This is a genomic window from Synechococcus sp. HJ21-Hayes (assembly GCF_024345835.1).
Lineage (GTDB): Bacteria > Cyanobacteriota > Cyanobacteriia > PCC-6307 > Cyanobiaceae > Vulcanococcus.
In genome coordinates, this window is the sequence record NZ_JAGQBW010000019.1 from 1 (window position 1) to 22952 (window position 22952).

The 22952-nt window shown below is 60.9% G+C and carries 20 protein-coding genes; 12 read left to right on the forward strand and 8 right to left on the reverse strand.

Annotation, left to right across the window (positions count from 1 at the left end):
* The first annotated feature begins 355 nt into the window (after nt 1–355).
* The 3 genes from KBZ14_RS13190 to KBZ14_RS13200 all read left to right on the forward strand — a co-directional run bounded on the left by KBZ14_RS13190 (nt 356) and on the right by KBZ14_RS13200 (nt 2048).
* A complete protein-coding gene (locus KBZ14_RS13190) occupies nt 356–643 on the forward strand; it encodes a DUF3136 domain-containing protein (protein ID WP_315856150.1) in 288 nt (95 codons plus the stop codon).
* 191 nt (nt 644–834) lie between these two features.
* Nucleotides 835–1431 carry a hypothetical protein gene (locus KBZ14_RS13195; protein ID WP_255118805.1) on the forward strand — a complete coding sequence of 199 codons (597 nt, stop codon included), beginning with the start codon at nt 835–837 and terminating at the stop codon, nt 1429–1431.
* A 269-nt stretch (nt 1432–1700) separates the two neighbouring features.
* Nucleotides 1701–2048, forward strand: a complete 348-nt coding sequence (locus tag KBZ14_RS13200; RefSeq protein ID WP_255118806.1) for a DUF2252 family protein — start codon at nt 1701–1703, stop codon at nt 2046–2048.
* On the opposite strand, the gene KBZ14_RS13205 is transcribed toward KBZ14_RS13200, so the two are convergent.
* A complete protein-coding gene (locus tag KBZ14_RS13205; RefSeq protein ID WP_255118807.1) occupies nt 2045–2887 on the reverse strand; it encodes a hypothetical protein in 843 nt (280 codons plus the stop codon). The genes KBZ14_RS13200 and KBZ14_RS13205 overlap by 4 nt on opposite strands.
* A 461-nt stretch (nt 2888–3348) precedes the next feature.
* Here KBZ14_RS13205 and KBZ14_RS13210 point away from each other — a divergent pair, with 461 nt between their 5' ends.
* Entirely contained in the window at nt 3349–3735 is a 387-nt protein-coding gene (locus KBZ14_RS13210; RefSeq protein ID WP_255118808.1) for a DUF2141 domain-containing protein, read from the forward strand.
* Nucleotides 3732–5099 carry a carotenoid oxygenase family protein gene (locus tag KBZ14_RS13215; protein ID WP_255118809.1) on the forward strand — a complete coding sequence of 456 codons (1368 nt, stop codon included), beginning with the start codon at nt 3732–3734 and terminating at the stop codon, nt 5097–5099. Before KBZ14_RS13210 ends, KBZ14_RS13215 begins: the two co-directional genes overlap by 4 nt.
* Here the strand turns inward: KBZ14_RS13215 and KBZ14_RS13220 are convergent.
* The 4 genes from KBZ14_RS13220 to KBZ14_RS13235 all read right to left on the reverse strand — a co-directional run bounded on the left by KBZ14_RS13220 (nt 5085) and on the right by KBZ14_RS13235 (nt 11068).
* Complete coding sequence (locus KBZ14_RS13220; protein ID WP_255118810.1) at nt 5085–6146, reverse strand: hypothetical protein; 1062 nt, start codon at nt 6144–6146, stop codon at nt 5085–5087. The two genes, KBZ14_RS13215 and KBZ14_RS13220, sit on opposite strands and share 15 nt — an antisense overlap.
* A 483-nt stretch (nt 6147–6629) precedes the next feature.
* The gene (locus KBZ14_RS13225; protein ID WP_255118811.1) at nt 6630–7244 is read right to left on the reverse strand and encodes a histidine phosphatase family protein; all 615 of its coding nucleotides are present in this window, start codon (nt 7242–7244) and stop codon (nt 6630–6632) included.
* 435 nt (nt 7245–7679) lie between these two features.
* Entirely contained in the window at nt 7680–9839 is a 2160-nt protein-coding gene (locus tag KBZ14_RS13230; protein ID WP_255118812.1) for a glycosyltransferase, read from the reverse strand.
* On the reverse strand, nt 9836–11068 hold the full coding sequence (locus KBZ14_RS13235) for an HlyD family secretion protein (RefSeq protein ID WP_255118813.1): 1233 nt from the start codon (nt 11066–11068) through the stop codon (nt 9836–9838). The genes KBZ14_RS13230 and KBZ14_RS13235 overlap by 4 nt, the downstream gene beginning before the upstream one ends.
* An 807-nt stretch (nt 11069–11875) precedes the next feature.
* Between KBZ14_RS13235 and recD2 the strand changes: the two genes are divergently transcribed.
* The gene (recD2, locus tag KBZ14_RS13240; RefSeq protein ID WP_255118814.1) at nt 11876–14119 is read left to right on the forward strand and encodes an SF1B family DNA helicase RecD2; all 2244 of its coding nucleotides are present in this window, start codon (nt 11876–11878) and stop codon (nt 14117–14119) included.
* Between the two features lie 470 nt (nt 14120–14589).
* On the opposite strand, the gene KBZ14_RS13245 is transcribed toward recD2, so the two are convergent.
* Entirely contained in the window at nt 14590–15525 is a 936-nt protein-coding gene (locus KBZ14_RS13245; RefSeq protein ID WP_255118815.1) for an ATP-grasp domain-containing protein, read from the reverse strand.
* Nucleotides 15526–15747: 222 nt separating this feature from the next.
* On the opposite strand from KBZ14_RS13245, the gene KBZ14_RS13250 reads away from it, so the two are divergent.
* From KBZ14_RS13250 to vapC, 3 genes are all read left to right on the forward strand, one after another.
* Nucleotides 15748–16797 (forward strand): DUF4912 domain-containing protein, encoded by a 1050-nt coding sequence (locus tag KBZ14_RS13250; protein ID WP_255118816.1) that lies wholly within the window; start codon nt 15748–15750, stop codon nt 16795–16797.
* Nucleotides 16798–17482: 685 nt separating this feature from the next.
* Nucleotides 17483–17716 (forward strand): antitoxin, encoded by a 234-nt coding sequence (locus KBZ14_RS13255; RefSeq protein WP_255118817.1) that lies wholly within the window; start codon nt 17483–17485, stop codon nt 17714–17716.
* Entirely contained in the window at nt 17713–18114 is a 402-nt protein-coding gene (gene vapC, locus KBZ14_RS13260; RefSeq protein WP_255118818.1) for a type II toxin-antitoxin system tRNA(fMet)-specific endonuclease VapC, read from the forward strand. Before KBZ14_RS13255 ends, vapC begins: the two co-directional genes overlap by 4 nt.
* Here vapC and KBZ14_RS13265 read toward each other — a convergent pair.
* Nucleotides 18102–18308, reverse strand: coding sequence for a hypothetical protein (locus KBZ14_RS13265; protein ID WP_255118819.1), 207 nt, complete (start codon nt 18306–18308; stop codon nt 18102–18104). The genes vapC and KBZ14_RS13265 overlap by 13 nt on opposite strands.
* A 64-nt stretch (nt 18309–18372) precedes the next feature.
* Here KBZ14_RS13265 and KBZ14_RS13270 point away from each other — a divergent pair, with 64 nt between their 5' ends.
* A complete protein-coding gene (locus KBZ14_RS13270) occupies nt 18373–19437 on the forward strand; it encodes a glycoside hydrolase family protein (RefSeq protein ID WP_255118820.1) in 1065 nt (354 codons plus the stop codon).
* A gap of 524 nt (nt 19438–19961) precedes the next feature.
* Here KBZ14_RS13270 and KBZ14_RS13275 read toward each other — a convergent pair.
* Nucleotides 19962–20651 carry a hypothetical protein gene (locus tag KBZ14_RS13275; RefSeq protein ID WP_255118821.1) on the reverse strand — a complete coding sequence of 230 codons (690 nt, stop codon included), beginning with the start codon at nt 20649–20651 and terminating at the stop codon, nt 19962–19964.
* A gap of 377 nt (nt 20652–21028) precedes the next feature.
* Here KBZ14_RS13275 and KBZ14_RS13280 point away from each other — a divergent pair, with 377 nt between their 5' ends.
* Nucleotides 21029–21583 carry a helix-turn-helix domain-containing protein gene (locus KBZ14_RS13280; RefSeq protein WP_255118822.1) on the forward strand — a complete coding sequence of 185 codons (555 nt, stop codon included), beginning with the start codon at nt 21029–21031 and terminating at the stop codon, nt 21581–21583.
* A gap of 466 nt (nt 21584–22049) precedes the next feature.
* The gene (locus KBZ14_RS13285) at nt 22050–22754 is read left to right on the forward strand and encodes an outer membrane protein (protein WP_255118823.1); all 705 of its coding nucleotides are present in this window, start codon (nt 22050–22052) and stop codon (nt 22752–22754) included.
* Nucleotides 22755–22952 lie beyond the last annotated feature (198 nt).

Below are 22952 nucleotides of genomic sequence, written 5' to 3' on the forward strand. Positions count from 1 at the left end.
ACAGCTCAGCATTCAGAAGCTCCATCAGTCCGCTTGGCAGCATCAAGGCCATGGATCTGCTCCTCAACTACAGCTACAGCTAGCCAGGGCAGGCGGACGCCCGTGCATTTGTCGCAAAGGCTACACATCTGTGTATGGAGCTTGCTGCGCGGCTGCCTGGGCCTGCTCAAGGCAAGCAGGAGTCGCGGCGGCGATGGCGAGGCCTTGGCTCCCAACCCCGCAGCTGGCCCGCCGCAGAAGCTCAGCTCTACGTTCAGTGGGTTAATCAGCCAACACTGTCAAGCACCATCTTGGCGTCAGGGAACACACATCAAAACCGCGACTCCCTGTCACGCTGAACCTGCGGTTGCTTCTCATGTTGACAATGGTTCAGGCCACGGTTGCCCCCGCGGCAGGACTGCGCATCGGTGAACTGGAAGCCCAGTACCCCATGTACTGCAAGGCGATGCGGATGTTGGTGCGTGAGGGAGCCTCTCTGGCGAAGGTCCAACGCACCCTCTGCTGGGAGCGGTTGTCCGTTCTGCATACCAGCCTGCCGCGGCACTACCGGGACCCTGCCCAACTGTTCTTCAATCTGCAGCGTGAACTGCGGGATCAACAGGCCCCTTCCGTCAATCAACCACAGCTCAACGCCGGGTCCTGATCGCAACACCGCTGCTGCCCAGGTTCCGCTCAGTCCATCCGTTGCCGCCTAGGGCCGCTCAATGGGTGGGAGCAGAGCGTCTGGAGCAGGACTCTGGGCCAGTGGCCGCAGCGAATCCGGTAGTGGCGGCCTGCGGCCGCAAGGAGGAGGCTGTGCTCGAGTGGTTCTGATCTCTCGAACGCGCTGTAGCCATGAAGCGACCTGGCCAGGCTCTGGCTTGTCTACCCCTGATTACGGTCCTGTCGATCGGCAGCGTGGGGCTCGTGCCCGCCGTGGCCCAGGAGCGGCCGTCCAGTGCACCCTCCGGTGCGGCGACAGCGCCACCCGCTGCATCGGGATTGAGCGACAAGGAGAAGGCACTACTGCAGAAGATCAACGCCCTCAAGGCACCACGCTGGCGCCCATTTGGCGCCTGCAGCTACGACTGGTCTGCCTGGAAGTTGATGGCGACTGGCGTGCGTACCACCAGCGTGCAATGCGGCGATACAACGACTGCCGGTCATTCAGCGGAGCCGGCGGCCACGAGCAACACGGCCAGCGTGGCTGTGCACTGCGACACCCTCAAGTTGAGCCTCAGAAATGGCGATCAGGCATGGAGTGCCTGGCGGCTGCCGTATTCCGTCGCTGAATCCAAAGAGCGCGGCGGAGAAGACTTGATGGTGGTGGCCTTATGTGCCAACGCCAAGCCAATCCCCACGCCCCAGCCGGCCACGCCACCTGCGGTTACCCCTACGACCAAACCCGCCATCAAGCCAGCGGCTACCCCGGCCCAGAAGCCCCCGACCTAAACGTCAGGACGCTTTCACGTACGGCGGCATAGGTGAATCCTCTCCAGCCTGACGGCCACGCAAGCCCGCAAGAGGCTTGATGCCTTGATGGATGACGTGGGCCAACGTGAGATCGCCTGGGCCCTGCGTGCAAAACAAGCACCAGAGCACAGCAAGGCGAATGGGCACGGCACCAGCTGGGTCGCGGAGGTGATCGCCCGATTCATCACCAGCCTGCGAACCACCCCACCGACGGCGACCATGTCACGGCAGGGGGGGTCAAGATTCCTATGACCCGCGTCACCGCGCCATTGTCTGGATCACAGGACTGGCATGTGCTGGGGCACTGGAGCCCGCCGGCGGATCGGCGCTCGCCGCTGGCGATCCTGCGGGAGCAAGAGCGCGATCGCATCCCCTGGCTCTTGCCCCTGCGCCACCAACGCATGGGGGCTGGGGTGTTCGAATTCTTCCGCGGTGGCGCAGCCTTCATGGCTGCCGATCTGGCCCGTTCGCCCCACTCCGGCCTGCTGGTGCAGCTTTGCGGTGACAGCCACCTGCTCAATTTCGGCTTTTATGCCTCGCCGGAGCGCTCGCTGCTGTTTGACATCGTCGACTTCACGGCTGGTCTAGAATCTTAGACCTTAACGATCTTATTGAGTAGCCTTGGGTTGACTACTGGGCGCCCATCTCGGTCCCTACTGACGAGATCCGCAAAGCGACTTCCGACGACCAGTTGATCAGTCTTGTAAACATAAGTTTGAAGGAGTTCGACGCCGGTTGTCTCATCAACCCCCTGCACCAAGGCTAAGAGAACTCCCTGACAGCGGTGCAATTCATCTAACCCAAGCTTTCGAATTGGACTAGACGCGTCAAGCCGATGGGTGAGTGTTGCTGTTTGGCTGAGCTGAGGTGTACCCGGGTTCAACAGGCTTAATGGCTTCAGTCGTCTCTGGATCAACCCTGGCTCGATCTCCTCATCAATAATCAATGTCAGGCTATAGTTGACATTAAGCCACTGACTCAGGTCGCTGGTGACAAATCGACAAAATAGGTGGCCATCATCGAGCTTGCTAATGCAGACGTGATGGCTGAATCGAAGGGGCGCCTCATGACTACTTAGGCGGGAGAACACGAGTGCCGTTAGAGTCGAGAGTGTGATCAGTCCAGCCACGAGTTCAACGACTGCTACTGCATGGGTATAGGAGGAGTCGGGATTGAGATTGGTGAATCCATTGGCAAAGAAGTTATCCACGGAGAAGGCCAGAGCCTTGGGTACACCCATGGCAGTCATCCCAACCAAATGGGGGCTATCGAACGCCAACAGCACCGCAAAGAAACCCACCTCCAAGGCATAAATCAACCCCATAGCAACAAAGAATAGAATCCATGGCATGCGGATCAAGGCCGCATGTGGTTGACGCCAGAGCTGCCACCAAGGGGTAAGCTGATGATCTTGGTGAATAAGGCGTCGTTGCAATAACATGTTGGATTGCATCATTTATCGCCATTCTAGAAGGCAAGCCAGCATTGACGCCACATGCTCTTCAGACCGTGTGGCTTCTAGGTGGCGATCTAGACAGGGAACATGGGTCACTCTCTCCACTGATCATTGACCAAGTGTTCATTTATTCAGTTGTTGCTACTTGATGGATGAACCGCTTGTCGCTATCACCCAGTCTTGGCCTGCGACTACAGAACGATTAACGCGCGGATGGGCTGGGTATTCCTATGTTGCCTTAACGCAGCACCAGTAATGATCCTGTACAAATGTCCTGAGAATTATGCAGGCTTGAGCCAGCCTGCCTCGAAGCAAATCGAGCAGACCATCTCCCTCCAATAGACCAGAAGACTGACAACGGCCTTGCACGACTCAATGCCCCTCAGGCAAAGGAAAGTGATCTTGCTAGAATACATCAACTAATTCTAATCCGCCAAGCCATGACACCCGGAGCCGGCCACAGCGATCTTCACGTCATCATCGAAAATCGACAAAGCCTTTCAGGCCAGGCTTACTTGGCCTTATTCAACAATAGCGATGATTGGATGAAGATGGATCGAGCTTGCCGTCAAGCATCGCAATCATGCTCCAAAGGGGATGGCAGCATTTTCATCACCCTCGCAGATCTACAGCATGGAACCTATGCAGCCTGCGTCCTACTTGATATCAATGGCAACCAACAGATGGACTTTAATATTATTGGCTACCCCACAGAGCCTTTCGCCTTCAGCACGCAATCCAGCATAACAACCATCATTGGCCCACCAGAATTCAACCAGGCGTCCTTCAGCCATGATGCTGAGATGAGCTTGTATCTCCAGCTATGACGAGTGTGTTCCTGCGACAGCCTGAGTTTTCTGCCTTAAAGCCTTATTGGCGAGTTATCGAGATTCTCGGCAGGTGGCCAGAGCAGCTCAACGGCCGGCTGCTGCGCAATGGACCAGCTCTATTCCGACGTGGAGATGTCTGCAAGTCACATTTATTGGACGGAGATGGCTTTGCGCAGTGCTGGACGATCTCACGGGGCAATATTGACCACAAGGGGGCATGGATTCAGACACACAAGTTTAGCGATGAACAACATGAGCAGACTTTTATCTACCCAGGCTTTTCAACAGGAGGCAGATCTTCAACCAGCTTAATCCTTCCTGACGCGTTCAACACGGCTAACACCAACCTGATCGCCTTCAACGGACAACTGCTGGCCCTATGGGAAGCTGGCTCGGCCCATGAGATCTGCCCGACCGATCTCTCCACAATTGGGCTCAAAACCTGGTCAGAAGAGACAGCAGGAGCGCCATTTGGCGCCCATCCCAAGTTCGATCGAGAAGGTAATCTCTGCAATATTGGCATCAGTGGCAATCGCTTGTTGGTGTATGTCATCAACCCCGCAGGTAGACTTCACAAGATCAGAGCACATACCGTCAGGCCGACGGCGATTGTCCATGACTTTTTGCTAACAGACCATTTCATCGGCGTCTGGCTGGCACCTCTCGAACTCGATCGACAGTGCTTGGCCGATGGCAGCACTCTGCTTGAGGCCATGGCTTGGCATGACGACAGGGGCTCGCAACTCCTCTTGATCGATCGCAAGACCCTTGACATTGAGCGGACCTTTCAGATGGGTTCTGAGCTCATCTTTCATTTCTGTAATGCCTGGGAAAGCACTAATGAGCTGATTATCCAATACATCAGGAGCCATCCCGATGCTTTGCAGCATCAACTGGAGTTCGCCGACGGGTTGCCTCAGACGGAGCTGAGATCAACAACCATTAGCCTTAACAATGGCAAGACGACGGAAGAACGTGGCCCTACATGCACCGAGTTCCCACAGATTGATCAACGATTTCGCGGTCGCACCAGCACTATCTGCTTTGGCCTTATCAGCTCATGCAGCCAACCCACAGCCATCTACGACGGACTATTCAGACACAGCTCATGCGACTCACAATGCCAACAGTGGTTTGCAGAGAGTGGTATCGAACTCGAAGAACATGTACATGTCCCCATGGATGACCATGCCCCTGAAGCATGTGGATGGCTCATCGGCACGGGTTATGATAACAAACGTGGCCAGAGTTTCTGTAGCGTGTTCGACTCAGAACACATCAGCCAAGGCCCGCTCGCCATCGCCTATTTGGATCGACCCGCTCCGCTTTGCCTACACGGCGAATTTCTAAGGGACAAATAATGGCAAGCCACCTGCAGGGAGGCCCCAGCTTCGGCGAATCTCCTCGAGTGGCAGATGGGCAATGGAGAAGTAATCGAGATCCCGAATTGGATCCACGGGACAACGATGACCTGACTGGATAGCGGTTGCAACATACTGCATGGCTTCTGGCGTTGACAAGGCGCCTGAATAGCCGATGAGACCAGCAGGGCTCTGATCGACTGATTGATCGAGATGATACTGGAGTAATGATGCTTCAAAGATACTGATCGTTCCCAAGAATGCCAGCGTCGCTTCGGGGGTTTGGCTGGATGCAGCGATGTAAGCCGCTGTAGCTATTTCTCCTAAAGGACTCACCGGTAAATTCGTGATCACATGAATCCAGTCGTGCAGAGCAAGCGTGGAGTGAGTGGCCCCAACTTCACCAGGAAAGCCAATATCCTGGGACTCCAGAAGTTGATACAGAGCCTGCCCGATCGATCGATCTGGACAATGGTTGAGATTTCGCCAACGCAGTGCCTCGGAAGGGTCTGGCTCCATGGTCAAGGCGATGGCCATGACGCCATGGTCTGCGATTTGACGCATTTGAGCTTCATTCTGCTTGGCTTTTCGACCGAACCAACTCAATCGGTACCAAGCGCGAGTTGCACGACGATGATGATGACGTGCAAGCTCACGCACGAGATCTATCGCATCATGATCGATGTCAAGAGCAAGGGCCCAGTGTTCGACGGAACGGCTCAGGCATTCCGAGATGGGATTTGATAACAACTCTAAGGAGACTAAGAACTCAACCAGCTCTTGGCGGCGCCCAACATCATGCCATTGAAAACGAAGCTCAGTCGGAACAATCCTGGATATTCGATCAAGATCAAAATCAAAATCCAAAAGCTTACCGACGATCACATCCAGCCATGTGGCCTGAATACGGGTTAGGCTTGCTCCAGATTCGCCAAAAACTGAGGCAATCGCTGATGCTGCCAAGGAGGCATCATCTTTTTTGATGTATCGAAAAAGCATTGCTGCAGAACGGTCGATTCGCGAAAAGATGGTTGTGATAGAGGGCAAATGCGCTCAATCAGGGAGACCCACACCATGCAGTTCTTCGACCTGGCAGGCATGCTTAAGCCAGTACTCCTGTCGCTTGACCATTATGTGCATCCAGTTGCACCACGGTGCCCTGCTGGGCAGCCTCGATGATGATGGTCTCGGCGAGGCGCAACGCCTCCGGCTAACCCATCACACTACCGCCACCGGGCGAAGTGTGCCCGCTGCTGCTCCTGATCAGTCCGGATCCGCACGGGGTCTGCATGCCCTGCAGCCAATGGTGTGAGGCCCCATAGCGCTCGATCATCCCCATCGGCCGCCGCCGGCTTCCACTTCGGTGAAGAACCCACGCAGCACACGGCGGTAGGCATCCGGCTGCTCGAGATGGCACAGATGAGAGGCGTTCTCCAACACCACCCACGTTGAGTGAGATTGGGCTGCCGGATTGTGCCGAGCTTTGGGGTTCCATCCCAGTGGTTGAGACTGCCGGTGCTGCCTGCCTGTTCATGGATTCAACGTTCTGACGGAAGGCGTGAACGAGCCACCGGGCAGTAGTCCAGGTGCCTGGCGGTAGCAGGGGCGCGTGAAGAGCTCGCTCTGGCTGTAACGCTGTATCTGCGGCACAGCGCCCGGTGCGGCGAAGCGGAACAGGATCAGTTGATCGAAATCCTCATTGGCGATTTCAGCCATCCCATCCCAGCCCAGACCACGGGCCAGTTCCGGCATGCGCCGGTGTTCCCAGAACAGCACCACGCGTTTGTTGGCGGCGTCTGTGGCCTGGCGCAGCCGTTGCCCCTGGTTGAACGAATCCATGCGCGAATCCTCATCGATCCGGATGTTCACCCCCGTGGCCACCGCCAGCGGAACAGCGCTCTGGTAGCTGCGGGCGTTCTTGCTGGTGATCGGATCGAGGAAGAAGGTGATGATGCGATCGGGCTTGCCAAAGCAGGCTGGGATCATGCTGGCCAGGGCAACGGAACGCTGGAAACCCAGTGGAGACAGGTTGTAATTGCCGTCGCCAACGTTCTTGTCTCCATGACGCACCAGGATCACCTCCAGGGCTGATGCTGCAGGCGTTGGCAGCAGCCCCAACACCAGCAGTGCCGCTACGCCCCTCAAACAGTTCAGACGACGGAGTGACGACACAGCTGTAGGGCGAAGCAACGGACATAGGGTGCCTCAGTCGGTGTTGATCGGCATGGCGGAAGAGGGGTTGACGTGACCCCCTTTGCTGCTCCAGTTCTCCCGCAGGCCGTAGCACCAGCCGGCGGGCCGCAGTCAGGCCGTGAGGCTTCCCAAGGACTATCGGTGCCAAGCAAGCGAGGTGGCTGTCAAGCACGTCGGCAATGGGGTGCTGCTCCTACCGGTTGATGATCCGTGCGCGGCATCCGTGAATCGACTGATCGCGGCCAGTGATCACTGGTTGAGTCAGCACAACCGCATTCCTGTGGACCTCTTGCTCTAGTCCCAGAGCCAGGTGGCGGAGAGGAGGCCCTGGCTCAGCCATGTGATTGCCCGGGCCCTGCTGCCCAAGCGGGTTCGATCCCTCAGCGATTAGTCAAACCGCCGCAGGATCGGATCGGGACGCCAGAGCGAGCCCAGCCCATGCAACAGTGCATCAGTGGTGCTCAGGCGCCGCGGCTGATGGAACCAGTGTTCGCTGCTGTAGATCAAGCCCAGCAGGGCGGCCTCGGTGTCGGCCGAGCACTCCTGGAATCGCAGCGCAAGCCGGGTGGGGCTGGCCGGCTCCACCTGGACGCGGATCGAGAGGGGAGGTTCCACCAGCTCGAGTTGTCCGGTTGTTGGCCGCAGGCCAGACCGCGGTTGCTGCAAGGTGAAGGTGGATCCCTCCTCTGAAAGGTCTGCGGTGGTTCCCCACCACTTCTGGCCAGCGACGCTGAGCGAGCCGATGCGTTGGATCGGGAAGCGATCGGTGGTGCTGCGGATGGGCTGATCCACGCACGCCAGCAGGGCGATGGCCAGAACCCCCGCGTTGTAGAGGTTCCACGTCACCATCAGGGTTTCGCCCTCGTAGGTCGGTCGCCAGTTGCCAAGGTCTGAGGCCAGTAGAGGCAGCACATACCGCATCAGGATGGCCAGGCCGAACACCGCCAGCATCAACAGGAGCGGCCAGCTCAGGGCGAGATTGAGGCGCTGCCGTGTTGTCGTGGTGCTCTTGCTCGTCACGATGCCGCCGTAGATCCAGAACGGGTGCCTGAGGATCTGCAGCAGGCGCCGTAGCCCCGGAACACAGAGCAGCGATTCGTACACCTCATTCCAGAACTGAAACTGGTGGTAGTTGCAAAGCCAGCTGGTCAGGCTGTGGAGCACCAGCACGAATGGCACGCCGTAGGCGACGTATTCCATCGGCGGCGCAGCGATCAACGTGAACCCGAACACCAGGCTGAGAAGGGGAAGCACGAGGTAGATCAGCCGCCACAGGGGCGTCAGTAGGCTGACCGCCAAGTTCACGTAGAAGCTGATCTGCTCAGGGTTGAGGCGGCTCCAGATCGGCAGCTCACGCGGCCTGAAGAAGATCTGGATGTTGCCCTGCATCCAGCGCAGGCGCTGGTCCAGAAAGTCGGCGAAGCTGCGTGGCACTTCGCCCATGCTCAACACCTCGTTGAGGTAGCGCACTGTCCAGCCCCGGGTTAGCAGCTTGGTGCTGGTCTGGTGGTCTTCAATCAGGCAGCTGCTCACATAGCCGCCGATCGATTCCAAGGCGCTGCGTCGCACCACATAGGAGGTGCCGCAGCAGATCACCGCGTTGGATCGATCGCGGATCACCTGCAGATAACGGAAGAAGTAATCCAGATCGCTCGGCATGACGACCTCAAGGCCGAGATTGCGGCTGTGGAACTCCGCCTGGAAGTAGTGCTGAGGGGTTTGCACCAGGGCCATCTTCGGATCGGCGAAGAAGCCCAGCGTGCGTTCCAGGAACCCGGCAAATGGCATGAAGTCGCAGTCGAAGACGGCGATGAACTCGGCGCTGGTGTGGGCCAGGGCATGGTTGAGGTTGCCCGCCTTGTGGTGGACGTTGTCGTCGCGGCTCAGATAGTTCACGCCAAGCTCGGCTGCCAGCGCGGCAACCTCGGGCCGGTGGCCGTCATCGAGCACGGTGATCGTGCGATGGGGATAGCGGAGGTTTCTGCAGGTGAGAATCGCCCGCCGCACCAGGCGCTTAGGCTCGTTGTAGGTGGGGATCCACACATCCACCGTTGGGGCGTTGTGCTGCACCCACGGCTCCAATTGATCCGCCTGGCGGCTGCGCATGCCCGGATCGAAGCGCAGGGCGGGCAGCAGTTGCAGGCCGGTGGTGAGGAGGTAGAGCAGCTCGGTGCCGAACAGCAGCACGCTGCAGGTGAAGCTCACTGGGTGGGCGGTGTTGAGCGTGGTAGCCCGCCAGAGGAAGTAGCGCAGCGCGAATGCCACCAGCACCAGTTCGACCACCGCATAACTCCAGCGCCGCCTTGGCAGCCAGAGGGTGGCCGCCGTGGCCATCCCGGCCAGCACCACCGGTGGAAGGGCATTCCGCCACAGATCCCCAATCTGGAACTGGCGGGGTAGCACCCGCAGGCTCAGGGGGTTGAACTGCGCTCCATCCAGCCAGCCGATGTCGGAGGTGGCCAGCACCAGGGCCCCGAGCAGCAGCGCTGTGGCCACCACCAGGAACGCCCAGGCGCCGGGGCTCACCCGGCGGGTACCCCCGCTCACTGGAAGATCACCCGGGCGGAGTAGCCCACAAAGCACAGCTTGCGCGGCGGTGCCGGAACATCGTTGTCGATCCGCACCCTCACCCGGCTTTCGCGGGCCAGATTGATCGGCAGCGGGGCGGGGTCGTCGTTCTGGCTCGAGAGACGGCCCACTCCTGAACGGATCAGATCCACCTGGCCGCGCAGATCCAGCTCTTCGCCGATCAGGTCAATGCGGGCGCGGCTGCCGATCCGCAAGCGCCTGAGATCCCGTTCCGACACATAGGTGGTGACCCAGCGGCTGGAGCAGTTCACCAGGCGCAGCAACGGTTGCTGGGGACGCAGCGAATCGCCTCGCCGCGCCTGGACCTGCCACACCACGGCCGGACCGGGCGCCTCGATCCAGACGGTGCTCTGTTTACGGAACAGGCTCTCGGCCGTCTTGAGCTGGGCCTGCAACCCCGTTACCCGGCGCTGGGCGCCGACCCGTTCGCCCTCGAGCTGGGCCAGTTTCAGGCGCACCTCCTGCAGACGCGGTAGCGGATCCGTGCCACCGCGGGTGCGCTCGAGGTTGAGATTGCGATCCGCCGCCTGCAGCCGGTTGATCTGGGCGCGGATTTTGGCCTCAATCGCCAGCCCCTGCTGCCGTTCCGACTCCAGGGTTGTCCGAGCCCGGTCGACCACGTTGGCTGCAACCGCCCCTGCCCGAAACAGTTCTTCCTGGCGCTTCAGGTTTCGTTCGCTGAATGCCAGTTCCTGCCGCTCGCGAGCCAGGTCCGCCCGAAGCTGGTCGAGGTCATTGCTGGTCCGCGCCGTTTCCAGGCGGCGTTGGTCGTCTGCATCCTGACGGAACTCCGTAGCCAGTCTGCGCTGCAGCGCCAATTGCTGGTCCACTTGCTCCAGCCTGGCCTGGGCCGTGGTGAAGGCCGTACGCACCTGCAGCACGTCGCCATTACTGGCTCTGGGATTCTCCACCAGGGCCAGGGGTTCGCCAGCCCGCACAGCCTCTCCGGCTCCCACCTTCAGATCCATCAACTGACCGCTGATGGGACTGGCCAGTTCGATGAAATCTGCATCCACCACCGCATCACGGGAACGGGTGGTGAGCACGTGCATCACGACGCCCACGGCCGCCAACAGCAAGCACCCCCCCAGACCAATCACCAGGGCATTGGCCCTGGAGCTGCGCTGCGGCGGTGGATCATTGGGCAACGGGCCCTGGTCTGCCGCAGGGGGCTGGACGAAAGGCATGGGGTCAATGGCCGTAGCGCACGTTCAGGACGCCATCACAGACTGAATCCTGCCAGGGCTGAACGGCATTGATACGGCTGCTGGTCCATGGCCGACAGGGTGCCTGCTCTAAGCCCTTCTGTCAGCCTATGGAGCGGATCAGGGGAGGGACTGCCAATGCAGCGGCCCCATGCAGTGAACCGATGAACCCCGAGCAAATTCAGAGCATTGCCGTGCTGTCCCTGGCGATGGTGCCGGTAGCCGTGCTCTGGTGGATCTGGATTCGGATGCTGCGCTGATCCGCGCCATATCACTGGGAGGCGGGGCCAGAGACTCCGGAAGCTCGGCCGAGACATTGGTTCACGCCTACGACCCTCGAAGGCCAGCCTTCGTGGTGAGATCCACAGCAAGTTCCCCAGCCCTGCGCGCGACTACATCTCAGATGGGCCTATTGACGTTCTAGCTTGTTGTTGTTTAGCGATGGCTGTCGCCAATCCGTCAATAGATTATAGGCTCACTTGGTCGATCATGAAAGTCAAGCAAGAAGAGTCGTTCTGTTGACGATCCAGGGGGATGGATGCGGTGATGTCGTAGAAGCGGCCAAGCTCCAGTTTCTCTCGATGCGCTAGCGCAAGCACCATCACCCACCAGATCGGAGTGAATGGCAGCGGGCAATCCAGAAGCACAAGTGCGGGTAACGCCGCTGCAGGCGATAGGCCCCCTCGCTAGTCATGGTGCCATGGCCTGCCAGACCCTGTGAGCGGCAGACTTCCACACAAAGGCGCAACGCCTGCGGCATGTTGACCATGAACTGGTTACTGCAAAGCCGTGTCCAGGGCGACCGCCACCACCCCCACGTCTGATCAGGCCCATGAGGTGCTTGCCGGTTCGGTGGAGCGCGTCACCTTTCACAATCCTGGCAATGGCTTCTGCGTCCTGCGGATCAAGGCCCGCGGCCATCGCGAGCTGGTCACCGTCATCGGCCATGCCGCTGAGATCAGCGCCGGCGAATGGATCACCGTCTCCGGTCACTGGCACAACGACCGCGAGCACGGCTTGCAGTTCAAAGCTGCCTTTCTGCGGGCTTCAGCGCCCACAACAGCCGAGGGCATCGAGAAGTACCTCGGCTCGGGCATGATCCGCGGCATCGGTCCGATCTATGCCGCCAAGTTGGTCGGCGCCTTCGGGGCGGAGGTGTTCGAGGTGATCGAGCAGGCCCCCGAGCGTCTGCTCGAGGTGCCGGGCATCGGCAAGGTGCGCGCCGGCCGTATCGCCCAGGCCTGGGCGGATCAGAAGGTGGTGCGCGAGATCATGGTCTTCCTGCACAGCCATGGCGTCGGCACGGCGCGGGCGGTGCGGATCTTCAAGACCTACGGCAACGACGCCGTGCAGGTGATGGCGGAGAACCCCTATCGCCTGGCGCGCGACATCCGCGGCATCGGCTTTCGCACCGCTGATGCCATTGCCAGCCGCCTCGGGATCACAGCCGATGCACCGATTCGCCTACGCGCCGGTCTCCAGTACGCGCTGCTTGAGGCCACCAACAGCGGCCACTGCGGTCTACCCACCGCCGAGCTGCTGGATCTGGCCGCTGTGCTGCTCACCCGTGAGGAGGCCGGCGGCACGGTCATCGCTCCGCAGCTGGTGCAGCTCGAGGCGGCCCTGGCGAGCGAACTGTCCGAGGCTGCATTGGTGGCGGACCAGCTCGCGGGGCAACCGGCGATCTTTCTCAGCCATCTGCACCGCGGTGAGGCGAGCATCGCTGAATCCCTGCGGGCCCTGGCTGAGGGGCAGCCACCCTGGCAGCGCAGTGACCTGGGGGCCATCGATCCCGCTAGGGCGATCCCCTGGGTGGAGCAGCGCCTGGCACTCACCCTGGCTGACAGCCAGCGGGAGGCTGTGGAGCAGGCCCTGAGCAGCAAGGTGCTGGTGATCACCGGTGGGCCCGGCGTGGGCAAGACCACCCTGATCAACGCCATCCTCCAGATCCTGGCCGCACGCCGACTGCGCATCCTGCTCTGCGCTCCCACCGGTCGGGCCGCCAAGCGCATCAGCGAAACCACAGGGCTCGAGGCCTCCACGATCCATCGCCTGCTGGAGTTCGATCCCACCGCCCATGGCTTCCGGCGTTGCGCAGATCTGCCACTGGAGTGCGATCTGCTGGTGGTGGATGAAACCTCGATGGTGGATGTGCCGTTGATGGCCTCCCTCCTGGAGGCCCTGCCCGAATCCACGGCGCTGCTGTTGGTGGGCGATGTGGATCAGCTGCCTTCCGTTGGCCCGGGTCAGGTGCTGAGCGACCTGATCACCAGTGGTGCACTGCCGGTGGCCCGGCTCACGCAGGTGTTTCGTCAGGCCGCAGCCAGTCGCATCATCACCACAGCCCACGCCGTGAATCAGGGGCGCATCCCCGATCTGCGGGCCCCTGCTGATCCGGATGGCTGCGACTTCTTCTACGCGCCGGCGGAGACAGCCGAGCAGGCCGTTGCCGTGATCCTGAAGCTGGTGAGCGAGCGGATCCCGCAGCGCTTTGGCTTGGATCCGATTCAGCAGGTGCAGGTGCTCTGTCCGATGGCCCGCGGTGGTTGCGGCAGCCGTGCCCTGAATGTGGAGCTACAACAACGGCTCAACCCCGATCCGCCCGAGCAGGTGGAGCGTTTCGGCTGGCGCTTCGCGCCGGGCGACAAGGTGATGCAGATCGCCAACGACTACGAGAAGGAGGTGTTCAATGGTGATCTGGGTACGGTGGACTCGATCGACCCCGACGCCAGTGAGCTCGGCGTTCTCTTTGACGGACGCAGCGTGATCTACGGCTGGGCCGAACTCGACAACCTCGTACCCGCCTACGCCTGCACGATTCACAAGAGCCAGGGCAGTGAGTATCCCGCCGTGGTGATTCCGCTGCTCACGCAGCACTACGCGATGTTGCAGCGCAACCTCGTCTATACCGGCATCACCCGTGGCAAGAGGCTTGTGGTGCTGGTGGGGCAGCGCAAAGCCCTGGCGATGGCGGTGAACAACCACCGCGGCAACAGCCGTCACACCAGGCTACGGGGGTTGCTCAATCCCTGATCACTCCCATCAACTTGGTCAGTGGTGGCCACAGCTCAGGACACGCCAGAGGAACGGCCAGCGTGGAACCGCACGACCAGCCGCCACATCACACAAGGCATCAGGGGCTACAGCAAGGGATGGCTTCTGTAGTCATGGCTACCAGAAAGTGGTCAGTCCGTTGCATACGGTTGGCGCAACAAGACCGGGTTGATGAGCGGCGCATTGAGCATGTCCCACAGGCCTTCATCCACGCTCCGCTGCGGGTGGTCTGATCAGGCAATCCAGCCCCTTATCCACTACCGGCAAGCCACTGCAAAAGGCGAGGCAGCAACAGTGACTCGCGCCGTCCAGATCTCTCCTGGTGGGATGGTGTCCTACAGAATCATCAACTGGTAAGCCTGCGCTGCCCGGGGCCCGGGGGGCCGCGGTCACCGCCCCGATCAGGGGTGTGTCGCAAGCCGGATGCAGCCAGCCGCTGAGGCAGAGGCTCAAACGGTGAGAGCTGCAGGGAATCCTGCCGGCTGATGGTGTTGATCGATGCGCGAGCAACAGTGTTCCAGGATTTCCTGAGCCACATTCAGGCCCGTGGCCTGCTCAAAACCAGCGAAACCGGGGGCGCTGTTCACTTCACACACGCTGTAGCCCTCGCCATCAAACAGCAGATCCACCCCAGCGATCTCCAGATTCACCGCGGCTGCACTGGCCAGTGCCAAGTCCTCGATGGCGCTGTTGAGGGGGAACGGCTCACCATCGCCGCCGCGGCTGATGTTGGCCTTGAAACTGCCATCGGTGCTGCGGCGACGCATCGCACCAAGCACGCGGCCGCCCACCACCCAGACCCGCAGATCTTCTCCGGGGCGGGTAGCGATGTATTCCTGCAGGATCAAAGGTTGCGTGCGATCAAGGCTGGAGACGAGCTCCATCAGATCGCGGAAGCTGCCTGGATCACGGCTGAGGTAAATCCCCTCGCCGTAGGAGCCCACCAGCAACTTGACCACACAGGGAAAACCGATCTGGGCCGCTACGAGCTGCGGGTCTACGGGGAAACGCACCAACATCGTGCGCGGGATCGGCAGGTTGCGCTGGGCCAGGAGCTGATGGGAATAGAGCTTGTCTTTAACCGCCTCAATCGCAGAGCTGGGGTTGATCACTGGTACCCCCAGGTGCTCCAGCTGCCGCAGGATCGCCAGTGAGAAATAGTCCGTTCCACTGCCGGTGCGCGGCAACAAACCATCAGGCAGCTCCACTTCAGCTCCGCAGCGGCGGATCGAGCGGCGCCCACAGCGACTCACCACCAGATCGATCTCCTGTGGTGCCACAGCCTCGAGCTGAATGCCGAGCGCTCTGGCCTCGTCCCGCAGCCGCGCTGATTCGTAGGGCTCCACCAGGCCGGAGGGCGGCTTCTGCAGGATCCAGAGAGGCATGGTGGCTGGTTCAGAGGCTCAGCCTGGCCTGCGTCGCGAGCGGAAAAGAGCGCTGCAGAACACAGCCGCACTCGTGCTGCGCACTGGCCAAACAGCCACCCCCGCTGCTAGGTGCCAGACAGGCCGAGACCACAGTGACAGCAGTGATCCCCAAGCCCTGACAGATGCCTCAAGCGGCGCCGCTCCCGGGCGATTATCAACCGACTGACGCAGTGCTTGGAGATGGCCGCTTCCGGAGTAGAGATGGGCGGCGGCGGCCTCTCCAATCTCGGCAGCTGGACCCTTGCCCAACTGCGTGATCTGGGCAAGCGGATCGGGCTGGGTGGCTACAGCCGCATGGATCAAACCGGGCTGCACACCGCTCCATCCGCCTCGGCGCAACAGGCTGGCTCTGGCGTTCCTGAGCTTGCCAGCCACATCACCTTCCTGCCGCGGGATCCTCAGTGGGCTTTCGTGTTCTGGGAGATCAGCACCAGCGATCAAGAGCGCGCCGCAGCGGCGGGCGGCACGCAGCTGGCGTTGCGGGTGGCGGATGTCACCGGGTTGCCCCTGGGCGCCGTGCATGCCAATTCCCTGCAGGAGCTGATGGTGGCAGCGGGAGCACGGGAGTGGCATCTGCCGATGCCGCTGAGCGATCGCGATTACCGCGTGGAACTGGGGTATCGCACCAAGAGCGGCGGTTGGTTCTCCCTCGCTACCTCGTCGGTGGCGCGGATGCCGGCGCAGGAGCCCACGGCCGTGGTGGCTGATGCCTTTGTGCCCTTCTCGCTGGAGGCGCCGATCGCGGCGATGCCTGTACCTGTGAGCAGGGGCGGCGTGGAGCATGAGCGGATGTATCAGCTCTCGAGCGCCACCAGCGCTGGACGCAGCCGCCGCGTCGGCTCCGAGGTGCTGCATGAGTGGAATCAGGATTCGGCCCGCAGCACTGGGCCGAACGACTCCGGCGCCGGTCTATGGGCCAGCGGCCGCAGTGAATCTGGGAGCGGCATGGTGAGGCCGCGTTCCTTCTGGCTGGTGGCCGATGCCGAGCTGATCGTCTACGGCGCCACAGAACCCACGGCCAGCCTCTCGATCGGTGATCAGCCGATCCCGCTGGAGGCCGATGGCACGTTCCGCCTGCATGTGCCCTTCCGTGATGGAGAACAGCTCTATCCGATCCGTGCGGTGGCGGCTGATGGAGAGCAGGAGCGCTCGATTCGCCTGGAGTTTGAGCGGCGCACACCTGAAGCACGGGTGAACCGCAAGGAGGACGCCATGCTCGAGTGGTTCTGATTCCAGGCCCTCAGCTCCTCATCGCTGGTGTAGCGATCTACGCCCTGAAGGCACTGCGCTGCCATGGCCAACGAGGGCGCCAAGTGAGCCTCGTGTCGGTCCCGATTTCCGCATTGGACACCGACATCTGACCTAGCCGATTGCCAAGATCAGGCTCAACAGACAGAGGCTTCCTCTGGTGCTCCTGCTCGAACTGAGCGAGGGTCAATCTGCTGAACATCGAATCGTTCATCTCAACACGTAAGAGAACCAGCACGTTCGCTTCGGGGCAGATCAGAGCTGCTGAGCATTCACCCACTGGGTGGCAGCCTTCTGCACCTTGCCTTTGCACGTCACTTCGCACGTTGTACAGATCTTGACCTTTGCTCTGGCTGTCTCGCTAGTTTCGCTGGGTGGCTCTTCTGGCTTAAGCCGCATCATCAATGCGGCCCTGCGGCCGGGCGCAGAACAACGCCACGGGGGAGTCGGGAGTGGAACCGCCAGAAGGTTGCTCGGGTGCTTCCGGATCGACCACTCCTCTGCGCAGATCAAACGCCAACGTGGCGCCCTGGAACCCCAGGATCCCGGTGGAGATCCAAACCACCAGCCGGCGGGACTCCATGGCGCGCATGCACGAACGACGCCAAAGGGTTCCGAGCTCAAAGCGGTAGCTACCATCGGTAGGCACCAGGTGGAAGAAAGGGTCATGGACACAGCAAAGCTGTTCTCCTCGGGCCGTAGTCAGGCCGTGAGGCTTCCCAAGGACTATCGATTTCAAGGAAGCGAGGTGGCCGTCAAGCACTTCGGCAATGGGGTGCTGCTCCTCCCCGTTGAGGATCCGTGGGCAACCCTGGAGGCTGGTCTGGCCAGCTTTGAGCCTGGCTTTGTGATCGAGCGCCACCAGCCAGAGGAGCAGCAGCGGGAAGCAATCCAGCCGTGATCCTGCTTGACACCAACATCTGCATCCACGTGATCAACGCCAGACCGCAGGCGGTTCTGGAGCGATTTCGGCAGTACCGGATGGGCGAGATCGGCATCTGCAGCGTGGTTGCCGCCGAACTGGCCTACGGCGTGGCCAAGAGCGGTTCTGCTCGCAACCGTCAGGCCCTGGAGATGGTTCTCGCTCCACTCGCGATTCTTCCCTTCGATGAGGCAGCGGTCTGGGTCTATGGCGACTTGCGGGCTGAGCTGGAGCGCAAGGGCACCCCAATCGAAGCGCTCGACACGATGATCGCGGCTCACGCCCTCAGCCAGCAGAGCACGCTTGTGACCAACAACACCCGTGAATTCGCCAGGGTGCCAGGACTGGTCCTGGAGGACTGGGTTCAGCCCTCCTGATCGGTGGGGTTCGCCTGCGCATGGCTGAGCCGGTCCGCCAACGCCAGGCACTGGTCCATCTCCTGCCAGAGGAGCTCGCACCGTTCTGCTGTGACGGAGAAGGAGCGGTGGTGCAGATCACGGCCGAGGTAGCGGAGGGCATCGCAGATGCGGCGCCAGTCGTCTGGGCTGAGCTGCGCGTTGGGAAGAGTCATCGCTCGATCCTGCCAAGGGCATCGCTCAGGGCCGGAACCCTCAGAGGTTCTCTGCTCGACTGACATGCCACTCACCCCTGAAGGCTGGACCCTGCTCAAAACCTGGGAAGGCTGCCGCCTGAGCGCCTATCCCGACCCCGCCAGTGGCGGTGCTCCCTGGACCATCGGCTATGGCCACACCGGGCCGGATGTTGTCCCTGGGCTGACGATCACGCAACAACAGGCCGATGCCTTTCTGCAGAAGGATGTGGCCTATGCCGCCAGCGCCGTGGAGCGTCTTCTGCCTGGCGTGGCGCTGCTGCCGGGCCAGCGCGATGCGCTGATCAGCTTCTGCTTCAACGTGGGGGCTGGAGCCCTGAACACCTCCACCCTGCGTAGGCGGTTGCTCGCGGGAGAGGCGCCGGCAGTGGTGATCTCCCAAGAATTGCCGCGATGGTGCAAAGGCCCCAATGGACCTGTGGAAGGTCTCATGCGCCGGCGCGCTGCAGAAGTCGCCCATGCCACTGGAGCCATCGAGCCGAAACAGGCAACACCTCCATCTCGCCAGGGAGTGATCCAGCTTCCGGTGCCCTATCTGAGCCAGAACGACAGCGCCACGAGCCAGGGCGACCGGATGTGTTTCTCCTCCACCTGCGCCATGGCTGCAGCCTTCCTGAAACCGGGCTGCCTCAAGGGCCAAGGGCAGCTGGATGATCAGTACCTGGCCCTGGTGCAAGGCCATGGCGACACCACTGAGGCCAGCGCCCAGGTGGCTGCGCTTCAGGAGCTTGGCCTGGAGGCCCGTTTCCGCACGGATGGCCGCATCGAACACCTGATCGAGCAGTTGCAGCGCGGCATTCCCTGCCCGGTGGGTTGGCTGCACAAAGGCCCTGTCTCTGCGCCGACAGGTGGCGGCCACTGGAGCCTGGTGATCGGCTGGGATCCAGCGACTCGCCAGCTATTGATGCACGACCCCAATGGCGAGGCGGATCTGGTGAACGGCGGCTACGTGAGCACGGCCATCGGCAGCGGCCAGGCCCTGCGCTATTCCGAGCGCAACTGGGGCCGCCGCTGGCAGGTGGAGGGCACCGGAACCGGCTGGTGGATGGAGATCAACCCTGCCTTCCTGCAGGTCGCTGGTCCGCAGTGACGACCCTCACCCCAACCTGGCCCAATGCTGGGCGATAGACCATCGCTCTCAGCTGAGGCGGCCGAAGCTTCCTACACCAGGGGCGCAGCACCCATCGCGCCCCTGCCCGGCTGCCTGGAGAACCCTCGGCGGATCGCCGGGGCTTCTCTGTTGGGGTCAGCATTCAGGAAATAGGGGTGGGATGCAACCGGTAGACATCAGCACCCAAGCAAACAAATAACAAGATGCGTTGTTCGACTATCGGAATCTCCGAGATGATTGGCCGGCAAGGTCGCCACCGTGAGTTGTATCGGGGCCAACAAGCGGATATCGGATCCACGTAAACTCCTGGCCGACCGCCGTTGATCGGCTGAGCCGTCAATGGCACAGCCGTTTCAAAAGAGCTGGCGAGTCAAGCCGGAGAGTCTTATGCTGAAACAGCGCTCCGACTCAAAATTGGTATCTGATCCGCCTATTCAGCGTTAGATGTACCACTGAGAGACTAGTGGCTTACTAACCGAGACTAATGGGGCGCACCCAAGGAGCTACGACACTACGAATGGGTTCCCATGGGTAAGTCCCTGAAGCTTGTTGCTTAGTTCATAATCAAATTCATCTTCTTCTGTCAATTCACCTTTTTCCCAGCAAAGTCGGAACACTACCGTCGCATCGCCATGTGCTGGGTGTGGCTTGAAATAGACCTCTATGCCCTCGTCGAGATCCTTTGAGATTGAAGGGAAATTAGCGAAATACTCACCCTCGTCAACTGATTCTTCAAGGCTAAAGTCATCAACTTCTATGAACGAGTCATGTTCACCGTAGGTCATGGCAATGCAGGAAAAAATCCTGCCGCAACGAGGTAGAAGAGGAGATTCCAGAGCTTGATCGATCGACTCGTAAACCGAAGCGGGTTCGTAATCGTTGCCTGATGAATCCTTGACCGAAACTAATGATGCAAGGCAGTCACCAAATGGATCAACGACGAAAAATACTCCCGAACATTGCGTTGAGCCCTCCCAAACAAACTCGGCAGCCCTGCAGCCACTTGTTTCGCTAACTAGCTTGACAAGATTTGATGAATTGCCAAGGAGATCATGCTTTGCGCTTTCGTAAAGCTTGCCATTCTCCTCGTCATATACGAATGTATCAGTGGCGACAATAAGCCAGCCTTTGGCGGGAGACTCTTCAAAAAGAAGCTTAGACACTGACGCAAGCAAGGCTGGGTACACGGCCACTATTGCAGTTCTCTGGTTCTAATGCAATACCAGTCTTTTCCATCTAATGACGCAATCCACCTGCCCAACCCCGCCAGAAGTATGCAGGTAACGCATATGCAGAGGGCATGGCTCATGTGGGCAGGTGATCGCTGGCGTTCACGAATACGGCAAGCGTGTCACCGACGCAGAATCAGGCCTTGAAGTGTTCGATGCTCCAACCTCTCACACGTTGATTCAGGCTGGCGGGTTGGCAGCCGCCGACGTCGTTGACACCGGGCATGGCGGCTCGCCGGGGCCCCATGAGTAGAGCCACCAGAGCGGTGGACACCTCCACTTTTTCGCACGAAAAAGGTCTTCCATCGGCCTGACATGCCAAAGGCTGGCAGGGCCGAGTGATGGCCAAGCCATTGAGCCCCAAGCCCACTGCTTACAGAACCCCGGAGCTGCTCCAGCCGATCCAGCTTCTGGATTTGTTGGAGCTGGGTGGCACCACCACCGCTGCAGCAAAGGCTCTCGGACTCTCGCAGCCCACCGTGAGCCGCCGCGCCCGGCATCTGGTGAAGGACTTGAACCTCAAATCCAATCCCGATCACCACGAACGGGCACTGCGTTACGGCGGCAGCGCCTGCCTTCAACTGCTGCGCCGTGCCTGTCAGGCCCATCGGCTGGAGGCCGGAGCCTGGCGGGTGGGGAGTTGTCCGTGGCATCAAGGTTTGCTGCAACCTCTGCAGCCATGGACTTCGCTGCCGGGGCGGTTTCGTCACCCCAGAACCTGGCGGGACTTGGTGGCCGCCCATGCCATCGATGCCGCCGTGGTGAGCGGCCTGGATCTTCGCCTCACCCTGCCAGAGCTGCAGCAGGCCGATCGCGATGGCGTCGATTGGAACGGCTGCCTGCTGCTGCCGATCAGTCGCTCACCCCTGGGACTCCTGATGCCTCCACACACATGAGGCTCTCCACAGCGCTGGAGCGAGGTGGCGGTTCCAGCGCAGCAGTTCGCCCCGGGCTTGGCCTCGGTGGTGCGGCAACAACAGTGGCAGTGTCTACACGCTGCCAGGTCCTGCCATGACGCCCATGCCTGGGGTCTCTGGCTGCATCAGCACAGCCGGCCAGTCCTGGCGACGCCAGCCTGGGCCCAGCACCTGAAACCGCACCTGCCCACATGGAACTGGCAGCCGTGGCCCCATGAGGCCAGCGAGCAGCACTGGTTGTTGGTCCTGAGCAGGATTTGGAACGAGCAGCCTTCCTTGCAGGCCTTGCTGGGCCAGGTGCGCTCAGCCATGGCCTGCAGTCATGCAGAAGCTGAATAACGCAGCCGGAAAGAAAGGGGTCAGCTCAATAAGCCGCCCCAGATCCGCAGCCGAAATGCTGCCGCACTGATGCAGTACTCACACAACACGTCACCCACGCAAGCCAATGCGCCTGATTTCAAACTCGCTGCGTCACCTGTTCGCAGCCGCCCTGATCCTGCCCTTGGTGGCCGTTGGGGCCAAGGCAGAAGAAACCACGCCAGCTCAGCCCAGCTCAGAGGCCCAGGGGTTTTACGCCACCTTGGGCGTTGGCGCAGCCTGGCCTCAGAACGTCACGGGAGATGCGACAGTGTTTGGCATTCCGGTGAACGGAAGTTACAACCTCAACGGCGGGTTTGCCGGTGAAGTTGGTGCTGGCTACGACTTCGGACCTGTACGCACTGAACTCACCTACAGCTACACCAACGCGACCTTGAGCAGCCTGTCTGTAACGGCCCTGGGCATCAATTTGGGCAGCACCTCCATCAACGATGGGGGCGTGAACACCAACTCGGTCTTGGCCTCAGCCTATGTGGACATCCCCACCCAAAGCCGCTGGGTTCCTTATCTGGGCGGTGGGGTTGGCTATACCAATGTGAGCTGGGGCTCCTATTCCGCCACTGCGTTTGGCGTAACGGTGAGCCAGGCTCCAGGCAGCCAGGGGGTGTTTGGCTATCAGGGCAAGGTGGGCGTGAGCTACCTCGCCAGCAAATCCACAGATCTCTTCGTGGAAGCCACCTATCAAGGCACAGCGGGTTTCACGGTCGACAGCGTGAACTATGACCCGCTCAGCAGCTGGGGGGCAAGGCTGGGTGCACGCTATCGGTTCTGAACAATCAGCTCAGGAACTGCCGCCGCTTGTACAAGAGAACAGGATCGTGCTGAGGAACTGTCGCTGCTCTGGGCAACGACAGTCGACTGATGCCCCGCCGTCTCCGCTGGAAGAGCGGCACATCCTCGATTTGCTCGAGCTGGCCAGTTCCCAGCCCAAGCCGGCCCCGGCAATGCCTGAGGCGGCTGTGGGTTCAGA

Coding starts and splice junctions, on each gene's coding strand:
- KBZ14_RS13190 (WP_315856150.1), top strand. CDS start 356: ATGTTGACAATGGTTCAGGCCACGGTTGCCCCCGCGGCAGGACTGCGC.
- KBZ14_RS13195 (WP_255118805.1), top strand. CDS start 835: ATGAAGCGACCTGGCCAGGCTCTGGCTTGTCTACCCCTGATTACGGTC.
- KBZ14_RS13200 (WP_255118806.1), top strand. CDS start 1,701: ATGACCCGCGTCACCGCGCCATTGTCTGGATCACAGGACTGGCATGTG.
- KBZ14_RS13210 (WP_255118808.1), top strand. CDS start 3,349: ATGACACCCGGAGCCGGCCACAGCGATCTTCACGTCATCATCGAAAAT.
- KBZ14_RS13215 (WP_255118809.1), top strand. CDS start 3,732: ATGACGAGTGTGTTCCTGCGACAGCCTGAGTTTTCTGCCTTAAAGCCT.
- KBZ14_RS13235 (WP_255118813.1), bottom strand. CDS start 11,068: ATGCCTTTCGTCCAGCCCCCTGCGGCAGACCAGGGCCCGTTGCCCAAT.
- KBZ14_RS13245 (WP_255118815.1), bottom strand. CDS start 15,525: ATGCCTCTCTGGATCCTGCAGAAGCCGCCCTCCGGCCTGGTGGAGCCC.
- KBZ14_RS13250 (WP_255118816.1), top strand. CDS start 15,748: ATGGCCGCTTCCGGAGTAGAGATGGGCGGCGGCGGCCTCTCCAATCTC.
- KBZ14_RS13255 (WP_255118817.1), top strand. CDS start 17,483: ATGGACACAGCAAAGCTGTTCTCCTCGGGCCGTAGTCAGGCCGTGAGG.
- KBZ14_RS13265 (WP_255118819.1), bottom strand. CDS start 18,308: ATGACTCTTCCCAACGCGCAGCTCAGCCCAGACGACTGGCGCCGCATC.
- KBZ14_RS13270 (WP_255118820.1), top strand. CDS start 18,373: ATGCCACTCACCCCTGAAGGCTGGACCCTGCTCAAAACCTGGGAAGGC.
- KBZ14_RS13280 (WP_255118822.1), top strand. CDS start 21,029: ATGGCCAAGCCATTGAGCCCCAAGCCCACTGCTTACAGAACCCCGGAG.
- KBZ14_RS13285 (WP_255118823.1), top strand. CDS start 22,050: ATGCGCCTGATTTCAAACTCGCTGCGTCACCTGTTCGCAGCCGCCCTG.